General features: G+C 65.1%; 15 protein-coding genes. 10 read left to right on the top strand and 5 right to left on the bottom strand.

The genetic code is table 11. The features are described 5' to 3' along the window. The first annotated feature begins 22 nt into the window (after positions 1 to 22). Both JZZ72_RS03775 and JZZ72_RS03770 read left to right on the top strand, forming a co-directional pair. Positions 23 to 499: an Lrp/AsnC family transcriptional regulator gene (locus JZZ72_RS03775; RefSeq protein WP_043863878.1), complete on the top strand. Its 477-nt coding sequence runs from the start codon at positions 23 to 25 to the stop codon at positions 497 to 499. Between the two features lie 55 nt (positions 500 to 554). Then, positions 555 to 758: a DUF2788 domain-containing protein gene (locus JZZ72_RS03770; RefSeq protein WP_043863879.1), complete on the top strand. Its 204-nt coding sequence runs from the start codon at positions 555 to 557 to the stop codon at positions 756 to 758. Here the strand turns inward: JZZ72_RS03770 and JZZ72_RS03765 are convergent. From JZZ72_RS03765 to JZZ72_RS03750, 4 genes are all read right to left on the bottom strand, one after another. Next, positions 755 to 1384, bottom strand: a complete 630-nt coding sequence (locus JZZ72_RS03765) for a pseudouridine synthase (RefSeq protein ID WP_043863880.1) — start codon at positions 1382 to 1384, stop codon at positions 755 to 757. The two genes, JZZ72_RS03770 and JZZ72_RS03765, sit on opposite strands and share 4 nt — an antisense overlap. Positions 1385 to 1390: 6 nt before the next feature. Beyond that, the gene (gene amn, locus JZZ72_RS03760; RefSeq protein WP_043863881.1) at positions 1391 to 2863 is read right to left on the bottom strand and encodes an AMP nucleosidase; all 1473 of its coding nucleotides are present in this window, start codon (positions 2861 to 2863) and stop codon (positions 1391 to 1393) included. Between the two features lie 69 nt (positions 2864 to 2932). Next, a complete protein-coding gene (locus JZZ72_RS03755; RefSeq protein ID WP_210014052.1) occupies positions 2933 to 4585 on the bottom strand; it encodes an acyl-CoA dehydrogenase family protein in 1653 nt (550 codons plus the stop codon). A gap of 74 nt (positions 4586 to 4659) precedes the next feature. After that, positions 4660 to 6648, bottom strand: coding sequence for a sensor histidine kinase (locus JZZ72_RS03750; protein ID WP_210014051.1), 1989 nt, complete (start codon positions 6646 to 6648; stop codon positions 4660 to 4662). A 261-nt stretch (positions 6649 to 6909) separates the two neighbouring features. Here JZZ72_RS03750 and JZZ72_RS03745 point away from each other — a divergent pair, with 261 nt between their 5' ends. The 4 genes from JZZ72_RS03745 to JZZ72_RS03730 all read left to right on the top strand — a co-directional run bounded on the left by JZZ72_RS03745 (position 6910) and on the right by JZZ72_RS03730 (position 10422). Beyond that, entirely contained in the window at positions 6910 to 7707 is a 798-nt protein-coding gene (locus tag JZZ72_RS03745) for a hydroxymethylpyrimidine/phosphomethylpyrimidine kinase (RefSeq protein WP_054916370.1), read from the top strand. Positions 7708 to 7730: 23 nt separating this feature from the next. Continuing rightward, positions 7731 to 8357, top strand: coding sequence for a thiamine phosphate synthase (gene thiE, locus JZZ72_RS03740; RefSeq protein WP_210014050.1), 627 nt, complete (start codon positions 7731 to 7733; stop codon positions 8355 to 8357). 11 nt (positions 8358 to 8368) lie between these two features. Beyond that, positions 8369 to 9649: a glutamate-1-semialdehyde 2,1-aminomutase gene (gene hemL, locus JZZ72_RS03735; protein WP_054916347.1), complete on the top strand. Its 1281-nt coding sequence runs from the start codon at positions 8369 to 8371 to the stop codon at positions 9647 to 9649. Positions 9650 to 9873: 224 nt separating this feature from the next. After that, entirely contained in the window at positions 9874 to 10422 is a 549-nt protein-coding gene (locus tag JZZ72_RS03730) for a tetratricopeptide repeat protein (protein ID WP_043863885.1), read from the top strand. A gap of 8 nt (positions 10423 to 10430) precedes the next feature. Here the strand turns inward: JZZ72_RS03730 and JZZ72_RS03725 are convergent, their stop codons facing one another. Continuing rightward, the gene (locus JZZ72_RS03725) at positions 10431 to 10757 is read right to left on the bottom strand and encodes a DUF1820 family protein (protein ID WP_043863886.1); all 327 of its coding nucleotides are present in this window, start codon (positions 10755 to 10757) and stop codon (positions 10431 to 10433) included. Positions 10758 to 10886: 129 nt separating this feature from the next. Between JZZ72_RS03725 and miaB the strand changes: the two genes are divergently transcribed. The 4 genes from miaB to JZZ72_RS03705 all read left to right on the top strand — a co-directional run bounded on the left by miaB (position 10887) and on the right by JZZ72_RS03705 (position 14671). Beyond that, positions 10887 to 12215 (top strand): tRNA (N6-isopentenyl adenosine(37)-C2)-methylthiotransferase MiaB, encoded by a 1329-nt coding sequence (miaB, locus tag JZZ72_RS03720; RefSeq protein WP_043863887.1) that lies wholly within the window; start codon positions 10887 to 10889, stop codon positions 12213 to 12215. Positions 12216 to 12337: 122 nt separating this feature from the next. Further along, positions 12338 to 13339, top strand: coding sequence for a PhoH family protein (locus JZZ72_RS03715; protein ID WP_043863888.1), 1002 nt, complete (start codon positions 12338 to 12340; stop codon positions 13337 to 13339). Further along, complete coding sequence (gene ybeY, locus JZZ72_RS03710; protein ID WP_043863889.1) at positions 13332 to 13826, top strand: rRNA maturation RNase YbeY; 495 nt, start codon at positions 13332 to 13334, stop codon at positions 13824 to 13826. The genes JZZ72_RS03715 and ybeY overlap by 8 nt, the downstream gene beginning before the upstream one ends. 5 nt (positions 13827 to 13831) lie before the next feature. Beyond that, positions 13832 to 14671: an HlyC/CorC family transporter gene (locus JZZ72_RS03705; RefSeq protein ID WP_043863890.1), complete on the top strand. Its 840-nt coding sequence runs from the start codon at positions 13832 to 13834 to the stop codon at positions 14669 to 14671. Position 14672 lies beyond the last annotated feature (1 nt).

The raw sequence follows: 14672 nt of genomic DNA, 5'->3' as shown, positions 1-14672 counted from the left end.
CGAAACAGAAAAGGCTTCATTCATGAGCAAGCTCGACCGATACGACCTGAGCATTCTTGCCGAACTGCAGCGCGATGCGCGCATCTCCAACCAGGAACTGGCCGAACGGATCGGCCTGTCGCCCTCGCCCTGCTCGCGGCGGGTCAAGCAACTGGAGGACGATGGCTACATCTCGCGCCAGGTCGCCCTGCTCGACCGCAAGAAGCTGGGCCTGAGCCTCACCGCCTACGTGCTGATCGGCATGGACCGACACACCCCCGAGCGCTTCGAAACCTTCGAGGCCGCCATCCGCAGCCTGCCCCAGGTGCTGGAGTGCAGCCTGGTCACCGGCATGGATGCCGACTACCAGCTCAAGGTAGTGGTGCCAGACATGGACCACTACCAGAAGCTGCTGCTCGGCCACCTGACCCGCATCGAAGGCGTCACCAGCGTGCGTTCGAGCTTCGTGCTCAACCAGGTGCTGGCCAGCACCGAGCTGCCCCTTACGCACCTGCGTTAGTCAGCGCTGCGGGCCGGGCGTATAATCGCGCGCTTCAACCTGGCGGAGAAGATCGATGGATCCTGCGTTGTTCGAAGAATGGATGATGACCATCCTGGTCACCATCCTGATTGGTTTCATGGGTTTCATCGTCTGGGACCTGGCGAAAAAATCCAAGGCTGGCAAGTTCGGCACCTTCATCCTGTTTTTCGTGCTGGGCCTGGGCATTCTCGCCTTCGTCATCAAGAGCGTGGTCATCGGCTTCATCGAAGGCGTCTAGCGCCGCGCCGGCACCTCGCGCCAGCAGCCCTGGTCCAGCCCATCCAGGCTCCAGTCGCCGATCCGCACGCGCACCAGGCGCAGGGTCGGCAAGCCTACCGCCGCGGTCATGCGTCGCACCTGGCGGTTGCGCCCTTCCTTGATCACCAACTCCAGCCAGGCGGTCGGCACGCTCTTGCGAAAGCGTACCGGCGGGTTGCGCGGCCACAGTTGCGGCTCTTCCAGATGACGCGCCTGGGCCGGCAAGGTCATGCCGTCATTCAGTTGCACACCCTCGCGCAAGCGCTGCAGCTGCTCCTCGGTCGGCTCGCCCTCCACCTGTACCCAGTACGTCTTGGGCAACTTGTGCCTGGGGTCGGCAATGCGCGCCTGCAACTGGCCGTCATTGGTCAGCAGCAACAACCCTTCGCTGTCGCGGTCCAGACGCCCGGCCGGGTATACGCCCGGTACATCGATGAAGTCCTTGAGGGTGGCGCGGCCCTCGCCGTCGCTGAACTGGGTCAGCACGTCGAAGGGCTTGTTGAACAGGAGCAGGCGCGGCGCGGCCGGCGGCGCCTTGGCCTGGCGACGCGGGCCGGCGGGTTTGGCCGCGGCGGGCCGCGGCTTGGAACGGGGGGGTAACGGCATGGGGCCTCAGCGGAACGGCGGCTCGTCGAAACTGCGCAGTTTACGCGAGTGCAGCGAGTTCAGTTCGGTGCGCAGCAGGTCGAGCGCCGCAATACCTATCTTCAGGTGCTGGCTGACCGCCCGGTTGTAGAAGGCGTTGGCCGCCCCCGGCAGCTTGATCTCGCTGTGCAGCGGCTTGTCGGACACGCACAGCAAGGTGCCGTAGGGCACGCGCAGGCGGTAGCCCTGGGCGGCGATGGTGCCGCTTTCCATGTCCACTGCCACGGCCCGCGACAGGTTGATCAACGGGCGCTCCTGGGCCCAGCGCAGCTCCCAGTTGCGGTCGTCGTAGGTCAGCACGGTGCCGGTGCGCAGGCGCTTTTTCAGCTCGTCGCCACGTTCGCCGGTCACCTGCGCCGCCGCTTCCTGCAACGCCAACTGCACCTCGGCCAGGGCCGGGATCGGGATATTGGGCGGCAGCACACGGTCCAGGATACCGTCGCGGCGCATGTAGGCGTGGGCCAGCACGTAGTCGCCGATGGTCTGGGATTGGCGCAGGCCGCCGCAGTGGCCGATCATCAGCCAGCAGTGCGGGCGCAGCACCGCCAGATGGTCGGTGATGTTCTTGGCGTTGGACGGGCCCACGCCGATATTGACCAGGGTGATGCCATGGCCGTCGGCAGCAATCAGGTGATACGCCGGCATCTGGTAGCGGTGCCACACCACCCCGGCCACCAGCGCCTGGGCCTCGCCATTGTCCATGGCCTTTTCGATCACCACGTTGCCCGGCAGCACCATGCGCACGAAGCGCGGGTCTTGGCGCAGTTGCTCCAGGCCGTGGGTGATGAACTGGTCGACATAGCGGTGGTAGTTGGTGAGCAGGATCCATGGCTGCACATGCCGCCAGTCGCTGCCGGTGTAATGCACCAGCCGGCGCAGCGAGAAATCGACCCGCGCCGCGTCGAACAGCGCCAGCGGCAGCGGGTCGACGTTGGCCCAGTCATACAGCCCGTCGGCGATGCCGTCGGTGGCCGCCGACAGGTCGGTGCTGGGGAACACCCGCGCCAGCGCCGCAGCGGTGATGCCGGTGCCGGCCAGTTCATCGCCCTGCTCGACCACATAGGGGTAGGGAATGTTCTGCTCGCTCAGGCCCACTTCGACCGTCACGGTAAAGTCGCGCATCAAGGGCCCGAGCTGCTCCAGCAGGTAGCCGCGAAACGCGGCCGGCTGAGTCACGGTGATGCTGTAGGTGCCCGGCAACTGAACCTTGGCGTAGGCCCGGGTGATCACCGGTACGTCACCCTGATACTGGTAGGTCAGGCGCAGTTCGGGGTAACGAAACTGTGCGCGCTCGGCCGCATTGGGCTCGGTGCGGTCCTTGAGGTAGCGCTTGAGCGCCTGGCTCAGTGCGGCGGTGGCGGATTCGTGCAAGGCGGCCAACTGGTCGACGGCTTGCTCGGCGGTTTCCACGACAACGAAGGTTTCATCGGTACGGCTCACAATGTACTTCCTGTCTGTCTGACATGCATGGGCCCATCTTGCCTATATCCGCCGGCAAAGGCACGCACGTTAGAGCGGCCAGTTCGGTGTGGCCCGCTGCACCAGCGCCGCCACGTCCGCCCCGCGCGGCAACGTGCCGTAGACCCGGCCGCTGCCGGACAGCCGGCTGCCGATGAAGGCGTCACTGACCGCCGCGTTGCCGGCCTCCAGCAACAGCTTGGCCTGCACCGCCAGGGCGATGTCCTCGGTGAGCTGGCGGGCGCGGTACTGGATGTCGCCGGTATCGGCGAAGGCCGACTTGAGGTTGCCGATGTGTGCGGCCAGACGCGGGTCGCCATGGCCATCGCCCAGCTCCGCGAACAGCGTGTCCAGTACACCGGGCTCCTTGGAAAGGGCACGCAACACGTCCAGGCACTGCACGTTGCCCGAGCCTTCCCAGGTCGAGTTGACCGGGGCCTCGCGGTACAGCCGGGGCAGGATGCTCTCTTCCACGTAACCGGCGCCGCCCATGCATTCGGCGGCCTCGTTGATCATGGCCGGCGCGCGCTTGCAGATCCAGTACTTGCCCACCGCCGTCATCAGCCGCGCAAAGCGCGCCTGGTGCGGGTCGTCGGGCTGGTCCAGCGCATGCCCCATGCGCAGGCTCAGGGCCAGCGCCGCCTCGCTTTCCAGGGCCAGGTCGGCGAGCACATTCTGCATCAATGGCTGCTCGGCCAGCACCCGGCCCCCGACCGTGCGGTGGGCGCAGTGGTGCGCGGCCTGGGTCAGGGCCTGGCGCATAAGCGCGCTGGAGCCGACCATGCAGTCGAATCGGGTCATGGCCACCATCTCGATGATGGTTGGCACGCCACGGCCTTCCTCGCCGATCATCCAGGCCAGGGCGCCGCGAAACTCCACCTCGCTGGACGCGTTCGAACAGTTGCCCAGCTTGTTCTTCAGGCGCTGGATATAGAACTGGTTGCGCGTGTCGTCCGGGCGATGGCGCGGCAGCAAAAAGCAGCTCAGGCCCTTGTCGGTCTGTGCCAGGGTCAGGAACGCGTCGCACATCGGTGCCGAACAGAACCACTTGTGGCCCACCAGCTCGTAGGCCTGGCCCGGCCCCGGCGCGCCCACCGGGTAGGTCCGGGTGGTATTGGCACGCACATCGGTACCGCCCTGCTTCTCGGTCATGGCCATGCCCAGCGTAACCCCCACCTTGTGCCGGTCGCCGACATTGCGCGGGTCGTAGGCGGTGGCCAGCACCTTGGGTACCCAGTACTCGGCCAGGTCCGGTTGCAGCCTGAGCGCCGGCACCGCGGCAAAGGTCATGGTCAGCGGGCAGCCGCTACCGGCTTCGGCCTGGCTGTGCAGGTAGGTCATCGAGGCACGGGCGACATGCGCGCCGGCACGCGGCTCGGCCCAAGGCAGCGAGGGCAGGCCATGCTCGATGGCAGTCCGCATCAGCTCATGGTAGGCCGGGTGAAACTCCACCAGATCGATCCGATGCCCATAACGGTCATGGCTGCTGAACTGCGGCTTGTTCTGGTTGGCCAGAAAGCCTGCGGCCATCAGCGGCCCACCGGCCAGCGCGCCGTAGGCATCGATGCGCGACTCGGCCCAGCCCGCGCCGTAATGGCGCGACCATTGCTGCAGCGGCAGGTCGAGGCGATACAGATTGGCGCCGTCGAGGCTGGGCGGCTGGTTGGTGACTTCGTGGGTTTCGGCGTACTGGTGCAGGTTCATCGGGGGCTCCTGGCAGATCCGGACGTGACCCCAGTGAATCACGCCCCGCCCCCGGCTCAAAGTGACAAAAACGCCTAATCAGCCGCGATTTGCCCCGATCTGGGCGCCCCGGAAAAGCCGGTGGGCACCCGGGCCGTCAGGGTCAGTTCGAAGCAACTGCCCTCGCCCGGGCTCGACTGATGGCTCAGCTGTGCATCGATCAACAGCGCCAGCTTGCGGCAGATCGACAGGCCAATGCCCAGGCCGCCGTACTCGCGGGTCATCGACCCATCAACCTGGAAGAAACGCTGGTAGGGCGCTGCCTCGTCCAGGCAGTGAAAGCCGATACCGCTGTCGCGCACACTGAAGGTCAGGCTCGTCTGATCGACGCCCATGGGCGTGGCCCGCACCTTGAGCAGCACGCCGCCGCGATGGGTGAACTTGAGCCCGTTGTCGAGCAGGTAACTCAGGCACATGGCCAGCTTGCGCCGGTCGCCGTGGATCACGTCCGGCAGATCCATGCCCGGGTCCAGGTTGAAGAACAGGCCCTTTTCCTGGGCCTTGGGCAGAAAGCGCACGCGCAGTTCGTGAAGCAACCCATGCACGCTGAACAGCTCGGTCTGCACCTGCAGGCGACCGGCCTTGAGCTCGGTGAGAATCAGGATGTCGTCGACCATGCGCATCATGTTCTGCGCGGCAGCGTTGGCGGTGTGCTGGTAGGGGGTACGCTCCTGCTCGCTGGTGGCCATCTGCATCAGTTCCAGCGAGCCGATCACACCGTTCATGGGGGTGCGCAGCTCATGGGTGACGGTGGCCAGGAACTCGTCCTTGAGGCGATTGCTGCGCGCCAGCTGCAGGTTGGCCTGCTCCAGGGTCAGCCCGGCCTCGCGCAGCGTGCGCGCCTGTTCTTCGCGCATGCTGTTGATGCGGTCGGCCAGGGCCAGCGACAGCAGCCCCACCTCCAGCGCCGAACCGATCTGGCTGGCATACATGGTCAGGAACACATTGGGCAGGTAGCCCAGCACCATCAGGGTGTTGACCAGCCCGCCGAGCAAAAAGGCCGACCAGGCGATGATGAAGTAGCGTGCCACGCGCATGCCGCGCCACCAGGCGAACAGCCCGGCGGCGAAGATGCTCACCGTGAACAGCAGCGCCAGCGCGGTAGCCAGGCGCAGGGCGATCCCGTAGTCCTGCGCCAGCGACATCACCATCACCAGCACCGAACAGGCCATCAGCCCCTGCAGGAAGCGGTCGAAGGCGCGGCTGTGGCTGGCCATCTGCAGGAAACTGCGCGCGAACTGGCAACCGAACAGGCCCGCGGCGCCGATGAACAACGGGGTGGCGGCGTTGGCCCACCACGGGTGGTCCGGCCAGAAGTACGCCACCCCGGCGCCATTGACCGAGACCTGGTACAGGCCGAACGAGGCGATGTAGAGGATGTAGTAGAGGTAGCTCCTGTCGCGCACACTGATGAAGATGAACAGGTTGTACACCAGCATCCCCAGCAGCACGCCGTAGATCAGCCCCAGCACATACAGCCGCGTGGGCTGCGCCTCCAGGTACGCATCGCTCGACCACAACGTCAGCGGCGCCTGTACCGAACCCTCGCTGTGCAGGCGCAGGTACAAAGTGGTCGCCTGGCCGGGGGCGAACGGCAGATTGAACAGGTAGTTGTTCTGGCGGATCTGGCGGCTGGCGTAGGGCAAGGCATCCCCGGTGCGCTGCGCCAGGTAGTAGTGCCCGGCGGCATCGGGCAGGTAGAGCTCCAGGTAATCGAGTGGCGGGTAGGCCAGTTCCAGCAACCAGTGACGTGGCGCGGCCTGGGCCGTGGCGGTGTAGCGCAGGTCGAGCCTGATCCAGAAGACCGAGGTCGAATAGCCGGCGTTGAGCACGTCGGCCTGGTGCGGCTCGAACCGGCTGGCGAAGTCCGGCGAGCTCACCTGGGCGATGCTGGCGCTGCCATCGGGGTCTTCATACACCTGCATCAGGCGGCCCAGCGGCAACTGCCGGGTGGTGTCGTCGAAATCGGCAGCGCTGGCCAACAGTGGCAAACAGCACAGCAAGAAAGTCAGCAAATTACGCATACAGCCCCGGCGTGGCATGTGCAGTCGCGTCGCGTTGGCCTCCTGTCCGTTTGAGGCGACGAAATCCGACAGTACCTGTTATCGATTGGCGAGCACTCTAGCATAGGTTCCCGGCGCTTCCAGCGGTGTTGTTTCAATTCAATTCAGAGGCTCTATCTCGCGGCTTTCAGCCTATATCAGAGATGCAATCTGACCTGTCGATCAAAAACACCACCTGCCTGGAAGACCCGCCAAAAGCGTTTGGTGGTAAGCTCGCGCACCATGAATACCTACAGCTCCCGCCCCGTTGTCCTCTGTCTCTCCGGCCACGACCCCAGTGGCGGCGCCGGCTTGCAGGCAGATATCGAAGCCCTGATCGCTCAAGGTTGTCACGCCGCCCCGGCCGTCACCGCCCTGACCGTGCAGAATACCGTCAATGTCAGTGACTTCCGCGTGCTCGACCGCGAGTGGGTGCTGGCCCAGGCCAATGCCGTGCTGACCGACTCGACCGTCGCGGCGGTGAAGCTTGGCATGCTTGGCTCGCTGGCCATGGTCGACACCATCGTCGAACTGCTCAGCGCCCACCCGCACCTGCCGCTGGTGTGCGACCCGGTGCTGCGCGCCGGTGGCGGTGGTCGCCTGGGCAAGGACGAGGTCGGCTACGCCATGCGCGAACGGCTGCTGCCGCTGGCCACGATTGCCACGCCCAACCTGCCCGAGGCCCGCATCCTGGCCGAGCTGCCCGAAGGCAGTGCCGATGAATGCGCCGAAAAACTGCTGCCATTCGTCAAGCACCTGCTGATCACCGGCGGCCACGGCGACGAACACGAAATTCACAACCGCCTGTACAGCCGCGACGGCGAGCACCACACCTGGACCTGCCAGCGCCTGCCGGGCGACTACCATGGCTCGGGCTGCACCCTGGCCAGCGCCCTGGCCGGACGCCTGGCCCTGGGCGAACAGTTGCACAGCGCGGTACGCTCGGCGCTGGACTACACCTGGCGCACCCTGCGTGACGCCGAAAAACTCGGCCAGGGCCAGTACGTGCCACGCCGCCTGCCCCTGGATTTCTGTTCCTGACCGACCGCCCCGAGGCCTGCACGATGAAGTTACGTGGTTTGTATGCCATCACCGACAGCCAACTGTTGGCTGGCCGCTTTCTTGCCTACGTCGAAGCGGCCCTCGAAGGTGGCGTGACCCTGCTGCAATACCGCGACAAGAGCCAGGACCACGCACGTCGCCTGGGCGAGGCCGAAGCGCTCAAGGCCCTGTGCGAGCGCTACAACACCCGCCTGATCATCAATGACGATGCCGAGCTGGCCGCGCGCCTGGACGTCGGCGTGCACCTGGGCCAGACCGACGGCCCGCTGACCCCGGCGCGCACCCTGCTGGGGCGCAGCGCGATCATCGGCTCCACCTGTCACGCCCAGCTGGACCTGGCCGAGCAGGCGGCCCGCGAAGGCGCCGACTATGTCGCCTTCGGCCGCTTCTTCAACTCGGTCACCAAACCCGGCGCCCCGGCCTGCAACGTGCAGCTGCTGGAGGACGCCCGTGGCCGCATCAAATTGCCGATTGCCGTGATCGGCGGCATCACCCTGGACAACGCCGCACCGCTGGTCGCCCATGGCGCCGACCTGCTGGCGGTGATTCACGGCCTGTTCGGCGCCGACAGCACGGCCGAGGTCACTCGCCGCGCCCGCGCCTTCAACGCCCTGTTCGCATCTGCCTGAGAGAGCCCGACATGTCTCGTTCCGAAACCCTGTTTGCCAATGCCCAGAAGCACATCCCCGGTGGCGTGAACTCGCCCGTGCGTGCGTTCAAGAGCGTGGGCGGCACGCCGCTGTTCTTCAAGCACGCCGAAGGCGCCTATGTCACTGACGAAGACGACAAGCGTTATGTCGACTACGTCGGCTCGTGGGGCCCGATGATTCTCGGCCACAGCCACCCGGACGTGCTGGAGTCGGTGCGCAAGCAACTGGCCCACGGCCTGTCCTATGGTGCCCCGACCGCGATGGAAACCGAGATGGCCGACCTGGTCTGCTCGATCGTGCCGTCGATGGAAATGGTGCGCATGGTCAGCTCCGGCACCGAAGCGACCATGAGCGCGATCCGCCTGGCCCGTGGCTTCACCGGTCGCGACAGCATCATCAAGTTCGAAGGCTGCTACCACGGCCACTCCGACAGCCTGCTGGTCAAGGCCGGCTCCGGGCTGCTGACCCAGGGCGTACCAAGCTCGGCCGGCGTGCCGGCGGCGTTCGCCAAGCACACCCTGACCCTGCCGTTCAACGATATCGACGCGGTAGCGAAGATGCTCGGTGAAGTCGGCCAGGACGTGGCGTGCATCATCGTCGAGCCGGTGGCCGGCAACATGAACTGCGTGCCACCGGCGCCGGGCTTCCTCGAAGGCCTGCGCAGCCTGTGCGACCAGCACGGCGTGGTGCTGATCTTCGACGAAGTGATGACCGGTTTCCGCGTGGCCCTGGGCGGCGCCCAGGCGCACTACGGGGTGACCCCGGACCTGTCGACCTTCGGCAAGATCGTCGGTGGCGGCATGCCGGTGGGCTGCTTCGGCGGCAAGCGCCACATCATGGAACAGATCGCGCCGCTGGGCCCGGTGTACCAGGCCGGCACCCTGTCGGGCAACCCGCTGGCCATGGCCGCGGGCCTGACCACCCTCAAGCTGATCAGCCGTCCGGGCTTCCATGACGAGCTGAGCGCCTTCACCAGCCGCCTGCTCGATGGCCTGCAGCAGCGCGCCGATGCGGCCAGCGTGCCGTTCGTCACCACCCAGGCCGGTGGCATGTTCGGCCTGTACTTCAGCGGCGCCGACGACATCGTCACCTTCGACGACGTGATGGCCAGCGATGCCGAGCGCTTCAAGCGCTTCTTCCACCTGATGCTCGAAGGCGGCGTGTACCTGGCGCCGAGCGCATTCGAAGCCGGCTTCACCTCCATCGCCCACGGCGAGACCGAGCTGAAGATCACCCTGGATGCCGCCGAGCGGGCCTTCGCCAAGCTGTGAAACCGCTTCGCCGGCCAGGCCGGCCCCTGCAGGTTGCATGCAATCTCATGCAAACTGCACGGGCCGGCCTGGCCGGCAAAGACGCCAGAACAGCCACCGCAAGCCTCCCCGCCTTCCTCCCTCGGCAGAAAATCGAGTAAAGACTTTGTAAGGTGGGCGCTGCTTATCCCATAATGTGCCACCAGACACATTGGCCGCAGCTTTGCAGAGGTAAGTCGATCACCATGAACCGCGCCGGCCGCGCCCTCGCACTGGGCTGCCTGTTGCTACTTCAGCCCCTGCTGGCCACCGCAGGCGGTAACTCGTTGCTGATCCCGGCAGCAGGCCGCTGCACCCTCAATACGCCTGCCGACGAACTGCAACAGGCCCTGGCCAGCTGCCAGCAGGCCGCGCAGTCCGGCGACGCACAGGCGCAGTACGAGCTGGGCGAGTTCTATTACGACGGCAAGAACGCCCCGCAAGACCTGAACAAGGCACTCAACTATTTCGAGCAGGCCTCGCTGCAAGGCCACGCCGAAGCGCAATATCGCCTGGGCAGCATGTTCTTTCGCGGCGAAGGCGTCGCTGCCAACAACGTGCAGGCCTATATCGTGCTGAAGATGGCCGCGGTGAACGGCGCTGAAGACGCGCTGGACATGGCCGACGAAGTGTCGGCAAAAATGCAGCGCGACGAACTGGAGATGGCCACACAGGTACTCGGCCAGATCTTTCGCAAGTACCTGCTGGAGCTGCAGACCGTCGACGGTCGCACCCCCTTCGCACCCCTTCCGTAACGCAGCCGTTACTTCTCGGGCATCGGCATCGGGAACGGCATCACGTTGCTGACGCCACGGGCTTCACTGACCTTCGGCGTGCCCAGGCGCTCGACCTCGTCGATGCGCACGATCGAATGCATGGGCACGAAGCTGCGCACCACACCCTCGAACTGAGCCTTGAGCTTCTCCTCGCTCGGGTCGACCACGACCTGAGTGCGCTCGCCAAACACGAATTCCTCGATCTCCAGAAAACCCCACAGGTCACTCTGGTAGATCTGTTTGGCGTACATCTCGAACACCTGGCCCTGGTTGAGAAAGATGACTTTGTAGATGGGAGCTTCGCGTTTGGTCATTGGGGGCTGGAACAGTCACAGGGGGAAATAAGCCGCAAACTATAACATAGCCGCCCGAACGACAGCGCTAGGAACCCTCGACCACGCGCCCTATAATGCGCGGTTCTTTGAATCACCTGATGATCACGCATGGCCAAGAAGCTCTATATCGAAACCCATGGCTGCCAGATGAACGAGTATGACAGCTCGCGCATGGTCGACCTGCTGGGTGAACATCAAGCGCTGGAGGTGACCGAGCGGGCCGAAGACGCCGACGTCATCCTGCTCAACACCTGCTCGATCCGCGAACGGGCCCAGGACCGCGTCTACTCCCAGCTCGGCCGCTGGCGCGAGCTCAAGGACGCCAAGCCCGACATGGTGATCGCCGTGGGCGGTTGCGTGGCCAGCCAGGAAGGTGATTCGATCCGCAAGCGCGCGCCCTATGTCGACGTGGTGTTCGGCCCGCAGACCCTGCACCGCCTGCCCGAGATGATCGACGCGGCGCGCACCACGCGCCTGCCGCAAGTCGACGTGTCGTTCCCCGAGATCGAGAAGTTCGACCACCTGCCCGAACCGCGTATCGACGGCCCCACCGCCTACGTGTCGGTGATGGAAGGCTGCAGCAAGTACTGTACCTTCTGCGTGGTGCCCTATACCCGCGGCGAAGAGGTCAGCCGCCCGTTCGACGACGTGCTGGCCGAGATCATCCACCTGGCCGAGAACGGCGTGCGTGAAGTCACCCTGCTGGGCCAGAACGTCAACGGCTATCGGGGCCAGACCCACGACGGTCGCGTGGCCGATCTCGCCGAGCTGATCCGGGTGGTGGCGGCCGTCGACGGCATCGACCGCATCCGCTACACCACCTCGCACCCGCTGGAGTTCTCCGACAGCCTGATCCAGGCGCACGCCGAGGTGCCGGAGCTGGTCAAGCACCTGCACCTGCCGGTGCAGTCGGGCTCGGACCGTGTGCTGGCGGCGATGAAGCGCGGGCACACGGTGCTGGAGTACAAGTCCAAGCTGCGCAAGCTCAAGGCGGCGGTACCGGGCATCTGCATCAGTTCCGACTTCATCATCGGCTTCCCCGGCGAAACCGAGAAAGACTTCGAGAACACCATGAAGCTGGTGGCCGAGGTCGGCTTCGACTTCTCCTACTCGTTCATCTACAGCCCGCGTCCGGGCACTCCGGCCTCCGACCTGCCGGACGACACCCCCGAGGCGCTGAAGAAGGAACGCCTGGCTGCACTGCAGCACCGCCTGGACCACCAGGGCTTCGAGATCAGCCGACAGATGGTCGGCACCCTGCAGCGCATCCTGGTAACCGACTATTCGCGACGCGACCCGGGGCAGTTGCAGGGGCGCACGGAGAATAACCGTATCGTCAACTTCCGCTGCGACAATCCCACGCTGATCGGCCAGTTCGTCGACATCCATATCGACGATGCACGACCACATTCGCTGTTCGGTTCGCTGGTGCAATAAGGGCCTGCGCCGGGCCCGACGAGCGGCCCGGCGACCCTTGATCGTTTCAGCGCTTTCACCGTAGCGCGGGTGGGGTTATCCTTGAATTCATCCAAATTGCCGTAGGGCGGCTAAAAACGACCTTGAACGCACCCATAGAACCTCATCGCTTCATCCTCGAGCCCTTCGAGGCTCATCGCTTCGCCAACCTGTGCGGGCAGTTCGACGAGCACCTGCGCCTGATCGAACAGCGCCTGGCCATCGAGATCCGCAACCGCGGCAATCAGTTCGAACTGATCGGCGAACCCAAACTGACCTCCTCTGCCGAGCAGCTGCTGCGCCGTCTCTACCGCGAGACCAAGGCCACCGAGCTGTCCCCGGAAATGGTCCACCTGTTCCTGCAGGAATCGGCCGTTGAAGCGCTGGAGAACCCGGCAGTCAACGAAGTCAGCGTTTCGCTGCGCACGCGCAAGGGCATGATTCGCCCACGCGGGCTCAACCAGCAGCGCTACGTGAAGGAAATCCTCGGCAACGACATCAACTTCGGTATCGGCCCTGCCGGTACCGGCAAGACCTACCTGGCCGTGGCCTGCGCGGTCGACGCGCTGGAGCGTGAACAGGTACGTCGCATCTTGCTGGTACGCCCGGCAGTCGAGGCCGGTGAGAAGCTCGGCTTCCTGCCCGGCGACCTGGCCCAGAAGATCGACCCGTACCTGCGCCCGCTGTACGACGCCCTGTACGAGATGCTCGGCTTCGAACACGTGGCCAAGCTGATCGAACGCCAGGTGATCGAGATCGCTCCGCTGGCCTACATGCGCGGCCGCACCCTGAACAACAGCTTCATCATCCTCGACGAGAGCCAGAACACCACCGTCGAGCAGATGAAGATGTTCCTCACCCGTATCGGCTTCGGTTCCACTGCCGTGATCACCGGTGACATCACCCAGGTCGACCTGCCGCGCGGCACCAAGTCGGGCCTGGCCCACGTCATCAGCGTGCTCAAGGACGTGCCGGGCATCAGCTTCACCCATTTCCAGCCCAAGGACGTTGTGCGCCACCCGTTGGTCCAGCGCATCGTCGAAGCCTACGAGCGCTTCGAGAATGCACAGGCGGGCCCGACCGAAGGCAAACCGCACGATGCTTGAGCTCGATCTGCAACTGGCCACCCAGGCAAGCGCCCCGAGTGAAGAACAGTTCCGCCAATGGTGCGCCCTGGCCCTGCGCCAGCGCAGTGCCGATTCTGAACTGACCATCCGCCTGGTCGACGAAGCCGAAGGTCGCGAGCTGAACCACACCTGGCGGCACAAGGACTACGCCACCAACGTGCTGTCCTTCCCGGCCGATGTGCCCGACGACCTGCTCGACATCCCGCTGCTGGGCGACCTGGTGATCTGCGTGGCGGTGGTGGAGCGCGAGGCCGCCGAGCAGGGCAAAGCCCTCGAAGCCCACTGGGCCCACCTGGTCATCCACGGTTGCCTGCACCTGCTGGGCTACGACCACATCGACGACGATGAGGCCGAGGAAATGGAAGCACTGGAACGAACGTTGCTTGCCGAACTGGGTCACCCCGACCCGTACGCCGACGACGAACACGACGCACCCCACACTGATATCTGCAAGGATCACGAGTAACCGCCATGAGCGAAGATCGATCGAGCAACGGGCAAAAGTCCTGGCTGGGCAAACTGACCCAGGCTTTTGCCCATGAGCCGAAAAACCGCCAGGAGCTCCTCGAGCTGCTGCGCGAAGCGCACCAGAACAAGCTGCTCGACAGCGAGGCCCTGACCATCGTCGAAGGTGCGATCCAGGTCGCCGACCTGCAGGTGCGCGACATCATGGTGCCGCGCTCGCAGATGATCAGCATCAAGGCGTCGCAGACCCCGCGCGAGTTCCTGCCGGCAGTGATCGACGCCGCGCATTCGCGCTACCCGGTGGTCGGCGAGAGCCACGACGACGTGCTTGGCGTATTGCTGGCCAAGGACCTGTTGCCGCTGATCCTCAAGGAGAACGGCGACAGCTTCAATATCAAGGACCTGCTGCGCCCGGCCACCTTCGTGCCCGAGTCCAAGCGCCTGAACGTGCTGCTGCGCGAGTTTCGCGCCAACCACAACCACATGGCCATCGTCATCGACGAATACGGCGGCGTGGCGGGCCTGGTGACCATCGAGGACGTGCTGGAGCAGATCGTCGGCGACATCGAGGACGAGCATGACGTCGAGGAAGACAGCTACATCAAGCCGCTGCCCAGCGGCGACTTCCTGATCAAGGCCCTGACGCCGATCGAGAACTTCAATGCGTTCTTCGACAGCGAGTTCTCCGACGACGAGTTCGACACCGTCGGCGGCCTGGTCATGAGCGCCTTCGGCCACCTGCCCAAGCGCAACGAAACCACCGAGATCGGCCCGTACCGCTTTCGCATCCTCAATGCCGACAGCCGCCGGATTCACCTGCTGCGCCTGACCCCCATCACCCGTTAAG

The sequence above is a fragment of the Pseudomonas palmensis genome, assembly GCF_017848315.1.
GTDB lineage: Bacteria > Pseudomonadota > Gammaproteobacteria > Pseudomonadales > Pseudomonadaceae > Aquipseudomonas > Aquipseudomonas palmensis.
The sequence above is the reverse complement of the archived record's forward strand: the minus strand, read 5'-3'. Positions and strand labels throughout refer to the sequence as shown.